This is a genomic window from Bacteroidia bacterium (assembly GCA_016218155.1).
In the GTDB taxonomy this organism is placed as follows: Bacteria; Bacteroidota; Bacteroidia; order Bacteroidales; family GWA2-32-17; genus GWA2-32-17.
On the sequence record JACREQ010000047.1, the window covers coordinates 75,565 to 90,747 of the forward strand.

The 15,183-nt window shown below is 31.0% G+C and carries 16 protein-coding genes; 9 read left to right on the top strand and 7 right to left on the bottom strand.

What is annotated here, in order from left to right:
* Positions 1–20 precede the first annotated feature (20 nt).
* The 3 genes from speB to HY951_09440 all read left to right on the top strand — a co-directional run bounded on the left by speB (position 21) and on the right by HY951_09440 (position 2,736).
* Positions 21–869 (top strand): agmatinase, encoded by an 849-nt coding sequence (gene speB / locus HY951_09430; GenBank protein ID MBI5540265.1) that lies wholly within the window; start codon positions 21–23, stop codon positions 867–869.
* 12 nt (positions 870–881) lie between these two features.
* Positions 882–1,913 carry a deoxyhypusine synthase gene (locus tag HY951_09435; GenBank protein MBI5540266.1) on the top strand — a complete coding sequence of 344 codons (1,032 nt, stop codon included), beginning with the start codon at positions 882–884 and terminating at the stop codon, positions 1,911–1,913.
* Positions 1,914–1,977: 64 nt separating this feature from the next.
* Entirely contained in the window at positions 1,978–2,736 is a 759-nt protein-coding gene (locus HY951_09440) for a T9SS type A sorting domain-containing protein (protein ID MBI5540267.1), read from the top strand.
* A 259-nt stretch (positions 2,737–2,995) separates the two neighbouring features.
* Here the strand turns inward: HY951_09440 and HY951_09445 are convergent, their stop codons facing one another.
* From HY951_09445 to HY951_09455, 3 genes are read right to left on the bottom strand one after another with little or no spacing between them, the layout of a single operon-like run.
* Positions 2,996–3,445: a 50S ribosomal protein L9 gene (locus tag HY951_09445; protein MBI5540268.1), complete on the bottom strand. Its 450-nt coding sequence runs from the start codon at positions 3,443–3,445 to the stop codon at positions 2,996–2,998.
* Between the two features lie 18 nt (positions 3,446–3,463).
* Positions 3,464–3,742 (bottom strand): 30S ribosomal protein S18, encoded by a 279-nt coding sequence (locus HY951_09450; GenBank protein MBI5540269.1) that lies wholly within the window; start codon positions 3,740–3,742, stop codon positions 3,464–3,466.
* Between the two features lie 3 nt (positions 3,743–3,745).
* Positions 3,746–4,111: a 30S ribosomal protein S6 gene (locus tag HY951_09455; protein MBI5540270.1), complete on the bottom strand. Its 366-nt coding sequence runs from the start codon at positions 4,109–4,111 to the stop codon at positions 3,746–3,748.
* 173 nt (positions 4,112–4,284) lie between these two features.
* On the opposite strand from HY951_09455, the gene HY951_09460 reads away from it, so the two are divergent.
* Together HY951_09460 and HY951_09465 are read left to right on the top strand one after the other, a co-directional pair.
* A complete protein-coding gene (locus tag HY951_09460) occupies positions 4,285–6,657 on the top strand; it encodes a TonB-dependent receptor (protein MBI5540271.1) in 2,373 nt (790 codons plus the stop codon).
* 3 nt (positions 6,658–6,660) lie between these two features.
* A complete protein-coding gene (locus tag HY951_09465) occupies positions 6,661–7,560 on the top strand; it encodes a DUF4249 domain-containing protein (GenBank protein MBI5540272.1) in 900 nt (299 codons plus the stop codon).
* 6 nt (positions 7,561–7,566) lie between these two features.
* Here HY951_09465 and HY951_09470 read toward each other — a convergent pair whose 3' ends face one another.
* Positions 7,567–8,013, bottom strand: a complete 447-nt coding sequence (locus HY951_09470; GenBank protein MBI5540273.1) for a GAF domain-containing protein — start codon at positions 8,011–8,013, stop codon at positions 7,567–7,569.
* Between the two features lie 72 nt (positions 8,014–8,085).
* On the opposite strand from HY951_09470, the gene HY951_09475 reads away from it, so the two are divergent.
* Positions 8,086–8,703, top strand: a complete 618-nt coding sequence (locus tag HY951_09475) for an outer membrane beta-barrel protein (GenBank protein MBI5540274.1) — start codon at positions 8,086–8,088, stop codon at positions 8,701–8,703.
* 7 nt (positions 8,704–8,710) lie between these two features.
* On the opposite strand, the gene HY951_09480 is transcribed toward HY951_09475, so the two are convergent.
* Positions 8,711–8,899: a hypothetical protein gene (locus HY951_09480; GenBank protein MBI5540275.1), complete on the bottom strand. Its 189-nt coding sequence runs from the start codon at positions 8,897–8,899 to the stop codon at positions 8,711–8,713.
* A gap of 235 nt (positions 8,900–9,134) precedes the next feature.
* Between HY951_09480 and HY951_09485 the strand changes: the two genes are divergently transcribed.
* The 3 genes from HY951_09485 to HY951_09495 all read left to right on the top strand — a co-directional run bounded on the left by HY951_09485 (position 9,135) and on the right by HY951_09495 (position 12,004).
* The gene (locus HY951_09485; protein ID MBI5540276.1) at positions 9,135–9,797 is read left to right on the top strand and encodes a carboxypeptidase regulatory-like domain-containing protein; all 663 of its coding nucleotides are present in this window, start codon (positions 9,135–9,137) and stop codon (positions 9,795–9,797) included.
* Positions 9,798–9,992: 195 nt separating this feature from the next.
* Positions 9,993–10,625 (top strand): peroxiredoxin, encoded by a 633-nt coding sequence (locus HY951_09490; protein ID MBI5540277.1) that lies wholly within the window; start codon positions 9,993–9,995, stop codon positions 10,623–10,625.
* Positions 10,626–10,687: 62 nt separating this feature from the next.
* Complete coding sequence (locus tag HY951_09495; GenBank protein ID MBI5540278.1) at positions 10,688–12,004, top strand: anthranilate synthase component I family protein; 1,317 nt, start codon at positions 10,688–10,690, stop codon at positions 12,002–12,004.
* 190 nt (positions 12,005–12,194) lie between these two features.
* Here the strand turns inward: HY951_09495 and HY951_09500 are convergent, their stop codons facing one another.
* Both HY951_09500 and HY951_09505 read right to left on the bottom strand, forming a co-directional pair.
* A complete protein-coding gene (locus tag HY951_09500; GenBank protein MBI5540279.1) occupies positions 12,195–13,592 on the bottom strand; it encodes a DUF5106 domain-containing protein in 1,398 nt (465 codons plus the stop codon).
* The gene (locus HY951_09505; protein MBI5540280.1) at positions 13,592–15,028 is read right to left on the bottom strand and encodes a redoxin domain-containing protein; all 1,437 of its coding nucleotides are present in this window, start codon (positions 15,026–15,028) and stop codon (positions 13,592–13,594) included. Before HY951_09505 ends, HY951_09500 begins: the two co-directional genes overlap by 1 nt.
* Positions 15,029–15,183: the final 155 nt, after the last annotated feature.

Sequence of the window (15,183 nt, forward strand, 5' to 3'; positions counted from 1 at the left end):
TTTATCTTTGCAAAAAAATTATTTTAATGACAAATTACGGTGGTATTCCTGAGGAATTTTCTGATTTAAAAAACGCTAAAGTTGTAATTTTACCAGTACCTTACGATGGCACAAGTACTTGGATAAAAGGAGCTGACAAAGGACCGGAAGCAATACTAGAAGCTTCGGCGAACATGGAATTATACGATATTGAAAGTAATCGTGAGATATATACTATTGGCATTCATACTGCTGAAACTGTAACCGAAAATAACTCACCAGAAGAAATGACCGAAGCTGTTTATCAGGCAGCAAAAAAATACGTTGGTAAACAACACACTATAGTTATTGGTGGTGAGCATTCTGTAAGTTTCGGGACAATAAAAGCTCATTATGAAACTTACGAAGATATGTGTGTGTTACAATTTGATGCACATACCGATTTACGTCCCGAATACGAACATTCAATATACAACCACGCTTGTGTAATGGCTCGTGCACAGGAACTTTGTCCTGTAATTGCAGTTGGAATACGCAGTCAGTGCATTGAAGAACTTCCAAATATTATTCGTGAGAACATTTTTTATGCTCACGAAATTCATGATAATACTGAATGGATGGAGAAAGCAATAAGCCGTCTTTCAAAAAACGTTTACATTTCTATTGATTTAGATGCATTCGATCCCTCAATTTTACCATCTACCGGAACTCCGGAACCAGGTGGAATGGGATGGTATCAGGTTCTTACTTTCCTTCAGAAAGTTTACGAAAAAAGAAATGTAGTCGGATTTGATGTTGTTGAACTTTGCCCTAACGAGCAAAATCCTGCTTCAGATTTTCTTGCATCAAAACTTATTTACAAATTAATCGGATATAAATTTAAAAACTAAATAAATAACATAATGAAAAAGCTTAAAAAAAGCGACGTTTTAAAAGACGTTATCAAACACGTTGACATTAAAAAAATTAATTCAACTCAGATTATTGATGCAATGCGCGATATGTCTTTCACATCACGCGATACTGCAAATGCAACCGACATTTATAAAAGAATGCTGGAAGATAAAAAATGTTCTGTAATTCTTACAATTGCCGGTAGTACTAGTGCTGGTGGTTGTATGCAGGTATATGTTGACATGGTAAAAAATAATATGGTTGACTGTATTGTAGCAACAGGAGCAACTATTGTTGACATGGACTTTTTTGAAGCTTTAGGTTTCAAACATTATAAAGGAAGTCAATATTCTGACGACAAAGAATTAAGAAGTTTGTATATCGACCGTATTTATGATACTTTAATTGATGAAGAACAACTTCAGGAATGCGATAAAACAATAGGCAAAATTGCCGATTCATTAGAACCACGCCCATACTCCTCTCGTGAATTTATCAAAGAAATGGGAAAATATTTAACAAAACACTCAAAGAAAAAAGATTCTTTAGTGCAAGTTTGTTATGAAATGAATGTGCCTATTTTCTGTCCAGCATTTGTTGATAGTTCTGCTGGTTTTGGCTTGGTAAAACATCAGGTTGAACATCCTAAAAAACATATGACTATTGATGCAGTTGCCGATTTTCTGGAATTAACTCAGGTTAAAATGAAAGCTGGCGAAACCGGTTTAATAATGATTGGTGGTGGAGTTCCAAAAAACTTTACTCAGGATACAGTTATTTGCGCAGAAGTTCTTGGACATGATGTTCCTATGCATAAATATGCAGTTCAAATTACTGTTGCAGATGTTAGAGATGGTGCTTGTTCAAGCTCTACACTTCGTGAAGCGTCTTCATGGGGAAAAGTAGAAACCGTTTACGAGCAAATGGTTTATGCTGAAGCAACTACAGTAATTCCTTTGATGGCAAGTTACATTTATCATTCAGGTGTTTGCAAAAAACGTAAATCACGTGAGTTCTCGAAAATTTTCGACAAAAAGTAAACAAATTGGTTATTAAGTATAGATTATTTCAGAAATTTTCTTATTTTTGGAAAAAATAACAATTATGAAAATACTTTACTCTCTATTTATAATTGGAAGCATTGTAGCTGCAAGTTTTAACACTCAAGCACAATGCACCCCTGATCCAACATGTATGGATGTGTTAAACCCAGGCGAAATTTGCCCTGAAATTCTACCAGACGGAACAGTTGGTATACCATACAGTCAGGTTGTTACTATCATTCCTCCTGCAACTGGATCTGTTGGTGGCTCTACAATAAATATTGTAAAAATTAAAATTAAATCTGTTGGAAATATTCCTCCAGGATTAACTTATGTTACAAATCCTGCTAATGGAGAATTTGCAGTAACTACTCCTTATACAAGATACTGTACACTTATTTCAGGTACTCCAACAACAGCAGGTACATATCCTCTAATTATTACAGTAACTCCTTACATTAGTGTTTTTGGAGCTCCTGTAGCTGTTACCGATCAGGTAGACGACACATCTTTAGCTATCACAATTCACCCTGGCGGAACAGGCTATTCAATAATAAATCAGAATAAATTTTCTGTTTTAGATAGCAAACCAAATCCTTTCAGCTATAGTTCTAAAATTGGTTTTATATCTCCTAGTTCAGGTGAAGTTAAATTAAGTGTTTTCGATGTTGTTGGAAATCTTATTTACAAAGAATCAATGGTAGCTGTAAGAGGCGAGAACTATTTTGATTTTGATGGAATTAAACTATGTAAAGGAATGTATATCTATTCTATTTCAAATGGAAAAGATTCATTTACTAAACAGTTAATAAAGAATTAACATAAACCTAAAGATACATAAAGAAACCGGCAATTTTGTCGGTTTTTTTATTTTTACATAAGCGTTCGCGCTTATTGTTTAAACGCATTAACCTCTTTCATAAATCAAACCTTTCTGGCGCAACGTCCTCGCCTGTGCCTTTCTATAACCCAAACTTCCTTATTCTTATTCTGATGCATGCGTTCCCGATCCTCGCTTGCACAGTTCTATAAAATAAAAAAACCGGCTTTAGCCGGTTTTAAATATTATAATTAAAATCTTACTCAGATACTACTTCGAAATCTATATCAACTGTAATATCTCTGTATAATTTAACTTTAGCTTTAAAAGCACCAACTTCTTTAATATTATCAGCTTCATAAATGGTAATATTTTTTCTTTCAACAGCATAACCCTTAGCTGAAAGAGCTTCTGCAATCTGAATAGTATTGATAGAACCAAATATTTTACCTGTTGAACTGGTTTTAGCACCAATTTTTAATGAAACACTGGTTAATTTCTTAGCAGCTGCTTCAGCATCATTGCGAAGTTTTTGTTCTTTATGAGCTCTTTGTTTAATGTTTTCTGCATTTATTTTCTTGTTAGAATCAGTTGCAGAAACAGCAAAACCCTGAGGAATAAGATAATTACGTGCGTAACCATCTTTTACTTTTACTAAGTCATCTTTATGACCTAATGTCTGTACGTCTTGTTTTAATATAATTTCCATTTGTATTTCCTCCTTTATTTACTTCAACAAATCGGTTAAGAATGGTAAAAGAGCTATGTTACGTGAACGTTTAACAGCCTGAGCAATTTTACGTTGATATTTTAAAGAAGTACCTGTAACTCTACGAGGTAATAAACGACCCTGCTCATTCAAAAATTTCTTTAAGAAATTAGGATCTTTATAATCAATGTATTTTATTCCGCTTTTTTTGAAGCGACAATATTTTTTCTTTTTTACATCAAATGATGGAGGTGTGAGATATCTTATTTCACTACCTGCGCCTGGTGTATATGCCATTTCTTAGTCCTCCGATTTTTCGTTTTTAACTTGTTTTCCCATTCCTTTTGTACGCTTTTTAATGTTGTACTCAATTGAAAATTTATCCAATTTAGTTGTCATAAAGCGAATAATACGCTCGTCACGACGATATTCCGTTTCGAGTTTATTAATAAAAGCTGGTTCTGAATTAAATTCAAAAAGAGAATAAAATCCGGTTGTTTTTTTCTGAATAGGATAAGCAAGCTTTTTTAAGCCCCAATCTTCTTCATGGACAATCTTGCCTCCGTTGTCCGTAATCAGGTTTCTGAATTTTTGAACCGCTTCCTTCATCTGAGGCTCAGACAAAACGGGAGTTACAATGAAAACGGTTTCATACTGGTTTAACATACTTTAAATAATTTAGTTAATAAAATTTAAGGCTGCAAAAGTAATATTTATTTAGTAGATTACCAAACATTAATAGCATAAATTAAGATTAATCGCAAAATCAAATTCATTATATATGACAAACAATAAAAAAATGTAATTTTAGTTTTTTATCGGTGATTAAAAAAAATCAAATGAAATTAAAACTAATAATATTTTCATTTTTTCTTATAAATACAATAGTTGTTGTTGCACAAAAATATACTATTAGCGGATATATAAGCGACTTAACTACAGGCGAAAAAATGATTTCAGCATCTGTATTTGACACTATTTCACATCGTGGTGCAATTACAAATCCATACGGGTTCTTTAGTTTAACTCTCCCTTCAGGAAAAGTTCATCTAGTAATATCTTATGTTGGCTATCAACAAATCAGAAAAGACATTAATTTAACCGAAAATCAATATTTAAATTTTCAAATTAATCCCTCAGTTTCATTAAATGAAATTGAAGTAACTGCTAAAAAAGAAGAAAATCAGATTGAAAGAACTCAAATGAGTCTTCTTGAAATTCCTATTAACACTATAAAATCGTTACCTGTAATCTTTGGCGAGGTTGATGTATTAAAAACAATTCAGCTAATGCCTGGTGTTCAATCAGGAAGCGAAGGAACTAGTGGTCTTTATGTTCGAGGTGGTGGTCCTGACCAAAATCTTATTCTTCTTGATGGAGTTCCAGTTTATAATGCCGATCATTTATTCGGTTTTTTCTCAGTTTTTAATGCAGATGCTATTCAAACAGTTTCGCTAATAAAAGGAGGTTTTCCAGCAAGATACGGCGGTAGATTATCTTCAGTCATTGACATTAGAATGAAAGAAGGTAATAATAAAGAATTTCATGGTGAAGGTTCTGTAGGATTAATTTCTTCAAAATTCACAATTGAAGGTCCATTAAAAAAGGAAAAATCATCATTTATAATTTCTGCAAGAAGAACTTATATTGATGCACTAGCTCAACCATTAATAAAAGCAAGTTCAGGTGGTGTATCTGCAGGTTATTATTTTTATGACATTAATGCCAAAGTAAATTACATTTTCTCAGATACAAATCGTGTATTCCTGAGTGTTTATACAGGAAGAGATAAAGCATACTCTAAAATGAAAGAAGATTATACTTATAATAGCACAAAATATGAGGAAACTCAAAAAGCAGCTTTACTTTGGGGAAATATCACTTCTGCTTTACGATGGAATCATATGTTTAATCGTAAATTATTTGGAAATTTAACCTTAACATATAGCAGATATAGATTTGAAGTTGGTCAAAACTCAACATCAAAGGAAACTACAAATGGTAACACAACAACAAATAATTACGAGTTTACATATTTTTCGGGTATAAATGATCTTACCGCCAAGCTTGATTTCGATTTTCACCCTAACCCAAATCATAATATTATGTTTGGAATTTCTGAAACATATCACACTTTTTCTCCGGGTGTTAATGTCTTTAAAATTGATGATGCAAGCAATTCTTCAAATATCGATACAACATTTGGTAATTCTGATATCTATGCCAATGAAGTCACACTCTTTGCTGAAGATGACATAAGAATCACCGACAGATTAAAAGCTAATATCGGAATACATTTATGTGGATTTTATGTTAAAGAAAGTTTTTATAAATCAATACAGCCAAGAATTGCTGCACGTTATTTAGTAAATGAAAAACTATCATTTAAAGCTGCATTTACACAAATGAATCAGAATCTACATTTACTAACAAATAGTGGAATAGGATTACCAACCGATCTTTGGCTACCTGTAACAAATAACATTAAACCACAGATTTCATATCAATATGCTGCAGGAATTTTTTACGATATAGTAAAAGGTTATGAATTTAGTGTTGAAGGATTTTATAAAACAATGAGCAACTTAATTGAATATAAGGAAGGCGTTGATTTCTTCGGTTCATTCGAATCATGGGAAAACAAAGTAGAAGTTGGAAAAGGATGGGCTTACGGCTCAGAATTTCTAATTCGTAAAACAAAAGGTAAAACAACCGGATGGATTGGCTATACTTTAGCATGGTCGAACCGACAATTTGACAATTTAAACTTCGGGAAAAAATTCTCATATAGATACGATCGCAGACATGATATAGCTGTTGCCATTACACATAATTTTACCGAAGAAATCGACGTTGGGTTAACCTGGGTATTCGGTACAGGAAATGCTGTTTCGTTGCCTATTGAAAAATACCCTTCTGTAAATAATTATAATAACTTTTATTTTCAACCAACTTACAATAACGAAATACAATATTACGACGGACGAAATGGTTTCAGAACACCCTCCTATCACAGATTAGATATTGGAGTAAATATGCACAAAAAGAAAAAATGGGGAGTACGAACATGGAGTATAGGAATTTATAACGTTTATAACAGAAAGAATCCATTTTATATTTATTTTGACAGAGATGACAATGGACATAACAGACTTACACAAATTAGTCTTTTCCCAATAATCCCTTCATTTTCTTACAGTTTTAAATTTTAAATTATGAAGTCAATAACAACATATTTAATATTTGCATCTTTGTTATTAATATTTATTTCATGCAAAAAATATATTGACATGAAAATTCCTGACAAAGGAAGAAAACCTGTAATTAATTGCTTGTTCAGTGCCGACTCTACTTTTAAAGTTCAGGTATTTCAAAGTCATTTCATTCTCGATGATGCCGAGCCACAGGAAATAAATAATGCTATTGTAACAATATCCGAAAACGAAACAATAATTGACACACTTGTATATTCTTCGCATGGATATTATTCCTCCAATTCATTAATACCATCAATTGGAAAAAATTATAAAATTTCTGCGTCATTTAATGACAAAACTGCAAATAGTTCGGCAACAATACCAAATCCTGTTTCAATAATTAATATCGACACAACATCGTACCACAGTCAGAATGGCAACTATTTCCGCTTTAATTTACAAATAAATGACCCAGCAGACGAAACAAATTATTATTTAATAAAAATTGAGAAAAGTTTTTTTGATTATTATTCCGGCAACACTGTTCAAAATATTTATTTAAATTATTCCGACGACCCGTCACTTGATGCTACATGGCAGGGCTCATTTGTGGTTAACGATAATTTGTTTAATGGAAAAACAAAAACATTTCCTCTTGATATAGACATTTTCAATTTATATAATTACAATGATAGCGCAAGTATGTTTAACATCTCGCTTTATTCTATTTCAAAGGACTATTATTTATATGCAAAAACTGTAGAATCTCAAACTAATTCAGGAAATTCTCCATTCTCAGAGCCGGTGATGGTCTATAACAATATAGAAAACGGGTATGGGATTTTTGCAGGCGCTTCTTTATCTCGCCAATCAATGGCAATCCCATCAAGGCAAGATGGAGGATTCCCAAATAAATAATCAATTCTAAATCATCTTTACTATTTTCTCAAGCCAGATTGCATCAACAGAATCAAACTGATTGAAGTTTTTGCTATCAATATCCAAAACCCCAAATATTTCAGAATCTTTATTAAACACAGGTATTACAATTTCTGAATTTGATCTTGAATCACATGCGATATGCCCTGGGAATTCATGCACATCGGGCACAACAATTGTTTTCTTTTGATTTACCCCTGCCCAGCAAACACCGGTATCCTTTTTTAATTTCTGACATGCAAGTGAACCCTGATATGGTCCAACTAACAACTCACCATTATTTAATAAGTAAAATCCTGTCCAGAAAAATCCTTCCATTTTATTATGCAGTATTGAGGATATTGTTGCCATTCTTGAAATAGGGAATTCTGTGACTTCAAATAAACTTTCAAGTTGTTTTATTATATGCTGATAACGTTTTTCCTTTTCCATATAACTATCTGTAAATTTTAATTAAAATAAATTTAAGCTTATATTTGCTATACAAATTTAAGCATTATGATTATGAAAAAAATTCTTTTTATTTTACTTACACTAACTCCATTTCTTGCTTTATCACAAGCAATTCAAAAAAATAACTTAGAAATAAGTTTAGGCACAGGATTGGGAATTTTTGGAACCTCGGATAATGACACAAGTAATGAAAACGGAACTGCAGTTGCTGCATTATTAAATATTTCATGCCAATATGCTATATCTAATAAATTTAGTATTGGATTAGAATTAGACAGAAACGGCTTTGCGCACGATAAAGATTCTGCAAACAAAGCACATTCATTAAATGCTTTAATTAATGCTCAATTCAGAATATTAAATAAAGAAAAAACTTTAATCTACATAAACTTAGCCGGTGGTTATTCCAATTTTAAATTTATTGATACACAAAAAGATGTATGGGTTGCCGGTGGTGGGTTTACTATTCAACCTGGCATTGGCTTTAAACATTATTTTGGCAAAACGGTAGGGTTTTATATTCAAAGTGATTATGCTACCTATAATTATAAAAAACTAACAGATGCTGACGGAAATGTTTTAAAAACCGGTCCTTTTAATGATCAAAAAGATTACCAGATAAAATTATCAGGCTTAAACCTTAAAATAGGTTTAAATATTAAATTTTAATTTTTTTCTACTTTCTTCTTTCGAGCACTTCCTTTATAATTTGACGGTGCTCGCCGGTAAATGAAACATTTAGCCAAAGTTTTAATTCACCCTTTTCATTATCTGTAAGCCAATCTATAGATTTCTGTAATTCCTTTCTAAACAAAAACATATCAAAGCTTACTTTTTGCAGAATTGTTTTTACGTACTCCAACATATCTTTCAATTTTTATATACAAATAAACATTCAAAAATCCTGCAAATTGTATGTACCAAAAAGAGGTTTTCAACAATTCTATTAACCCTTTCTGTTATCAATCACATAATCAGAACCTATACATAAAAGTTAAAATTCCTAAAGAAAAAAGATGATGACAATATGTCAAATATTTTAAGTGTCAGACATAACATTAGTACTTAAAATAATCATATTTTTGTAAAAAAAAGAATTAATGAAAAACTATAAATTCTTAGGTTTAATCATTCTTATCTGCCTGCAAGTTGTTTTTTATAGTTGCAAAAAGAAAAACGATAAATTCACAATTTCAGGAACAGTAATTAACAGCCAGCTTAATCAACCAATAGGTAATGTAAAGGCTGTACTTTATGCAAAAACGGTAACCAGCGGAACATGGAACACTCAATATTCTACAATAAGTTCAACTTATACTCAGGGTGATGGTAGTTTTTCTTTTGAATTTGAAGGTATTCGCGTTTCGGATTTTAAAATACGTTTTACTAAAGAAGGATATTTTACTGATGAATACATTATTAACCCGGAATTAGTTCAAAAAGGAGAAAATTATAATCAAACATATTATGTTCACCAGGAAGGTTGGCTTAAACTTTTTATTAAAAACTTTTACCCGAACACTGCCAATGACTTAATGTCATTTAAGCTAGTAAAAGGTGCATCAAATTGTCAGGATGGTTGTGCCGATACTTTAAAATCATATTCAGGTCCTTCCGTTGACACTCTTCATATTTGTAAAATCTGGGGTTCACAATGGGCTATTCTGCAATGGACAGTTGCCAGTGGTTCTTCATATGTTCAGCACTCCGACTCAATATGGATTTCACCATCTGATACTATAGTTAGAAATTTGTATTACTAATAATTTATTATGTTAATATTTCATTAACTTAATAACTATTAACTTTTTAGCTCAAATTATTAAACTTGTTTGGTTACAAGACATCCTTTAACATTTTTTAAAAATATATTTTATTTAAACTCTTTCTAAACACAATTAATTATAGTAATTTAGTACCGTTAAATTTAAATAATTAATCAATTAAATATCAAAATTATGCCAGTATTAGTAGGTAAAAAAGCACCATTATTTAAAGCAAAAGCAGTTGTTAACGGTGGCGAAATTGTAGCAGATTTCTCATTAGAACAGTTTATAGGTAAAAAAGAAGTAATCTTCTTCTTTTATCCTGCAGATTTTACATTTGTTTGTCCAACTGAATTAGTTGCCTTTCAGGACAAAATTAAAGAATTCGAAGCTCGCAACGTAGCAGTTGTAGGTTGTTCTGTTGACTCAGAATTTTCTCACTGGAAATGGTTACAAACCGAATTAAAAGACGGTGGAATTAAAGGTGTTAAATATCCTTTGGTTTCTGATTTTGCAAAAACTATTGCAGAAAATTATGATGTACTAGCAGGTTACCAGGATTATAATGACGAAGGTGAAGCAAGTTTTGTAGGTGCACCTGTTGCATTTCGCGGATTATTTTTAATAGATAAAAAAGGAGTTATTCGCCATCAGGTTGTAAACGATTTACCTCTTGGTCGCAGTATTGACGAGGCTATCAGAATAGTTGACGCTTTACAGTTTTTCGAAGAAAACGGTGAAGTATGCCCAGCAAACTGGCACAAAGGCGACAAAGCAATGAAAGCTACTCAAGAAGGAGTTGCGCAATATCTTGCTGCACATTAACAGATTTAAAATATATTTGAAAGCCGACTATAAAAATGGTCGGCTTTTTTTATTTTTGCACCATGAGAACTTGCTTCAAAATTGAAATTGAAAATCCTGAACTTTTTAAGAATAAACTAATTTATTATTCTCAATCACTTTCAACGTCATGTATTTTAAATAGCAATAATTATAACAACGTTTACAATTCTTATATTTTTTTAGCAGCAATTGATTCATTAGATTCAATTATTTTTAACAAAGAAGAAAATCCTTACCATAGTCTTTTAAAATTTCAGAATAAATATAACGACTGGCTATTCGGTCATTTTAATTACGACTTAAAGAATTATACAGAAGAACTAACTTCTGATAATATTGATAATATTGGTTTTGAAGAAATGTTTTTTTTCAGACCAAGATTTGTAATAGAAATTAATGAAAATACTATTTTAGTATGGTATACCGAAGAAGACAAAGAGCAATCAGTAATAGAGCTTATCGAAAAAATTAAGAATACGGAAATTAATCCTTTACATTTAAAAAATATTCAAATTAATTCAAGATATACAAAAACCGAATACATTCATAACATTAATCTTATAAAGGAACATATTCAAAACGGAAATATTTATGAAATGAATTTTTGTCAGGAATTTTTCAATAACAATACTGACATTAATCCTGCAGAACTTTATATAAATTTATGTAGCATCTCTCCTGCCCCATTCTCGTGTTTTTATAAAATTAACGAAAAATATTTATGCTGCGCATCACCCGAAAGGTTTTTAAAGAAAACCGGTAATAAAATTATTTCTCAGCCAATTAAGGGTACTTCAAGAAAAACAAACGATGAAACAGAAAATAACATTCTAAAAAATAATTTAAAGAAAAGTCAGAAAGAGCGCTCGGAAAATATAATGATTGTTGACTTGGTACGTAATGACTTATCAAAAACTGCAGTAGCTGAAAGTGTAAAAGTTGAGGAATTATGCGGAATTTATGAATTCCCTCAGGTTTACCAAATGATTTCCACCATCAGTTCCGAATTATCAGAGAAATATAATTTCACTGATGTTATTAATGGTGCCTTCCCTATGGGAAGCATGACAGGCGCTCCCAAAATTCGGGCAATGCAGATAATTGAAGAATTTGAACAAACAAAACGAGGATTATTTTCAGGCTCTGTAGGATATATAACACCTAATCAGGATTTCGATTTTAACGTTGTTATAAGAACTATTCAATTTAACAAAGCAAATAAATATTTGTCATTTATTACAGGCGGAGCAATTACAATTAAATCTGATCCCGAAAAGGAATACGAAGAATGCCTTATAAAAGCTGATGCTTTAATTAAAGCGGTGAATGGAGAATTAACAAATTATCGAGATATTTGAACAAAGAAAGATATTGCTAAAACACCCTTCGACTCCGCTCAGGTTGACTTTAGCTAGTCGGGATTTGTAATCCCAACTCTAATAACTAAGGAATTAGCTTCGCTTAAATAGTTATAATCCTTATCATAATTTAACAATAAAGAAAACAGAGTTATAATGGCATCCTTCGAGAACCTCAGGATGATAAACATTACTTACAACCTTTCCCAAACTGATTCTGTAAGTATTGCTGCAATTCATCAGCTTCAAAATCTTTTCTGACAATGCGTTTATTGTTATCAAGTAAATACATTCTGGGAATCATAAATAATTTATATGTATCAATAAAATCATTCTTTTTAGTTTTATCAAAAACATTAATCCACGGGAATGCATTTTTTCTTAGAAAAGATTTCCATAGTTTTTCGTCGTCTGTTGCTAACACTGTGTAAACCTGAAAATATGTTGAAGGATAAATCTTACAAAGCTTATTTAATTCTGCAATAAAATCGATACAGTGTTCGCAATCAGGATTCCAGAATAAAACCAGAGTATAACAAGAACTTATATCATGTAATGATTTAACATTATTTAGAGTATCATTTAATATTAATTGTGGAGCAACTGAACCAACAAGTGTAGGACGAAGATCAGTAACATGCTGCCGTAATCTACCTAAAAACTCTTCATTAACCCATGGTGCAAGTTCGTTTAAATAATAATTTTCTGCTAAATAAACAAATGCTTCATCGTTAGGCAAATCACCAGAAAGATCGAAAGTACTTATTAAAGTATTAAGAATAAACCTGTAAACTTCAGGATTTTTCATGCTTTTAACAAGCAACAAATCAGATGCTTTATTTACACTATCAGGAGTATTTATTACAAGTTTACTATAAAAAGTCATTAATTTATTAAACAAAACAGGTGAGAACAATAATCTTTCGTCATTAAAATCGTAATTATCAAAATAATGTAAAGCAAGATAATTAAGTTTTTTCTCTTCATCAGCAGGATTATCAGCCTTTGCAAGATTATCAGGCAAATCCGGATCAACCATTGATTTTAATAAAGCTGCAAAAAAAGTTTTGGGATATGATTTAATAATATTATTTCTTTCATTTCTGATTTCAATCTGTAAGCTATCAATTCTTTTTTGATTTGTTAAATTTAGCTTAGGATTAGATTTTATCTGATCTGAAAGCTTTGATATTTCAGCCCTTTTTTCTGCAGTATATTTTTGATATTTGACATATAAATCATTTTCCTGGCTACCTGAAATTTCAAGAAATAAATTCAAATCAGTGGTATCGTTTTTAACAGAAAATTTTTGAGCACTAGGAACCAGAATATCGAAATAAGTCATACTTGGCAATACAATCATATATACACCCTGAGGTAATTCCTTTTTGCCTTCAAAAACTCCTTTACCTGTTTTATTTAAATGAGCGGTATCTATAACAAATTGCTCATTTCCGTAATGGTAACCCAAATATACATTAGAATCTGCTAATTGTTTTATTTGAATTTCAATTTTATAACCTTGAGCACAAATGGTTAAAGAAGATATTGCAAATAAAAAAAAGAATACAGTTTTTAATATTCGCATTATTTTTTTCCTTTATTTCTTTCGTATTCTAAAAATTTTTCAATTTGTTCTACCCCTATTCGTTTTGCAATTATCTTTTTATTTTTATCGAGAATATAAACTACAGGTGTGCTATAAATATCATAAAGATTACGGAAATTGGTAAAATGGTATCTGTCGTATACATTTATCCAATCTAATCCATGTTCATCAATAAATTTTTTCCATTCTGCCTCATCATTTTGAGTATAAACTGCAAATACTTCAACACCTTTATCTCTTAATGTTTTATATAATTCATGAAGTTTTGGAATTTCTTTTTTACAATGACCACAACTTGGCTCCCAGAATATCAAAACAGTATAATCAGATTTAACAAAACGTAGCTGATGCATTTTACCATCAGGATCTTCCATTTTCAAATCGGGTGCAAGTTCACCTACCATATTTGGTTTTATTTTAGTAACCCTTTCTCCGATTTTTGCTAAAAGTGTTGAATCTGCCCACCAGCATTGATTCGACAAATAGTATTTTTCGGCAAGGTTTACAAATACCCTGTCCATTCCCATAATCTGAGATGTTTCAAAATGGTTTGTTGTATATATTACAGTATATTGAAAAAAGTATTTATTTTTTCTGGCAAGTTCACATAATTTGGTGGCCTCCTTTGACAAAGAATCGGGTACAGTAAGCACTATATTTTTAAAAAAATCTTTCATTTTTGATTCAATAAATGGTGTTCTTAATAAGCGGTCGTCATTAAAATCAACATTATCCCAATAGTGATCTTTATTATAAACATACTGGTATAACCTTACAAGCGAATCTCTTTTAGCCATATTTTCAGGATAAGCCGGTTTTGGAATTTCAACTGGAGTTAAAACATTTAAAATTTTTGCAAGTAATGATGTTGGATCGTCTTTCTTAATTTTCTCCCAAAATGCTTTTCTTTCGTTATCAATTGCAATACCCTTCTCTTGCCATATTTTTAAAGAATCCTGTAATTTTTTATCAGAAAATTCTTTCATTTTATCAGAAGCTGCTTTCATTTGTTTCTCTAATCTGGCCATTGATCTTTGCCAGTCGAAAAATATTTTATTCTCATCAGAACCAGAAGCCTTAATGTTTGCAATAAAATCAGTTGTATCAGTTTCAATGGTAAACTGAGTCGATTTGTCCATTAAAAATTCAAAATACCTTTTTTGTAAAGCAGGAATTATAACTACATAAATTCCACCGTCAAGATTTTCTTTTTTATTAAAAGTACCCATACCACTTTTATCAACTAAAGTAGTATCATCAGAATACAACTTATCAGCAAACCTATGAGCCAGATACAATGTATCTTTCTCCGATAATCCTTTAACCTTTATTTTAATTTTATAACCCTGTGCTAATAATAATGTTGTATTAAGACCAATTAATACTAACAACAACAAAATTCTAACTGCTTTCATATCCATTAATTTTTTAGCAAAATTACAAGTCAATTTTAAATAATAAACAGTAAGACAAAAAGAGTACCTTTTCAGTTGCCTTGTTTAACATTATTTAACCTGTTTAAATATCTTCAAAGATATAAAAGGCATTCGTTATATTTGCAAAATAAAAA

Coding starts and splice junctions, on each gene's coding strand:
- HY951_09445 (MBI5540268.1), bottom strand. CDS start 3,445: ATGGAAATTATATTAAAACAAGACGTACAGACATTAGGTCATAAAGAT.
- HY951_09440 (MBI5540267.1), top strand. CDS start 1,978: ATGAAAATACTTTACTCTCTATTTATAATTGGAAGCATTGTAGCTGCA.
- HY951_09500 (MBI5540279.1), bottom strand. CDS start 13,592: ATGCGAATATTAAAAACTGTATTCTTTTTTTTATTTGCAATATCTTCT.
- HY951_09460 (MBI5540271.1), top strand. CDS start 4,285: ATGAAATTAAAACTAATAATATTTTCATTTTTTCTTATAAATACAATA.
- HY951_09495 (MBI5540278.1), top strand. CDS start 10,688: ATGAGAACTTGCTTCAAAATTGAAATTGAAAATCCTGAACTTTTTAAG.
- HY951_09470 (MBI5540273.1), bottom strand. CDS start 8,013: ATGGAAAAGGAAAAACGTTATCAGCATATAATAAAACAACTTGAAAGT.
- HY951_09505 (MBI5540280.1), bottom strand. CDS start 15,028: ATGAAAGCAGTTAGAATTTTGTTGTTGTTAGTATTAATTGGTCTTAAT.
- HY951_09450 (MBI5540269.1), bottom strand. CDS start 3,742: ATGGCATATACACCAGGCGCAGGTAGTGAAATAAGATATCTCACACCT.
- HY951_09485 (MBI5540276.1), top strand. CDS start 9,135: ATGAAAAACTATAAATTCTTAGGTTTAATCATTCTTATCTGCCTGCAA.
- HY951_09435 (MBI5540266.1), top strand. CDS start 882: ATGAAAAAGCTTAAAAAAAGCGACGTTTTAAAAGACGTTATCAAACAC.
- HY951_09455 (MBI5540270.1), bottom strand. CDS start 4,111: ATGTTAAACCAGTATGAAACCGTTTTCATTGTAACTCCCGTTTTGTCT.
- HY951_09480 (MBI5540275.1), bottom strand. CDS start 8,899: ATGTTGGAGTACGTAAAAACAATTCTGCAAAAAGTAAGCTTTGATATG.
- HY951_09490 (MBI5540277.1), top strand. CDS start 9,993: ATGCCAGTATTAGTAGGTAAAAAAGCACCATTATTTAAAGCAAAAGCA.
- HY951_09465 (MBI5540272.1), top strand. CDS start 6,661: ATGAAGTCAATAACAACATATTTAATATTTGCATCTTTGTTATTAATA.
- HY951_09475 (MBI5540274.1), top strand. CDS start 8,086: ATGAAAAAAATTCTTTTTATTTTACTTACACTAACTCCATTTCTTGCT.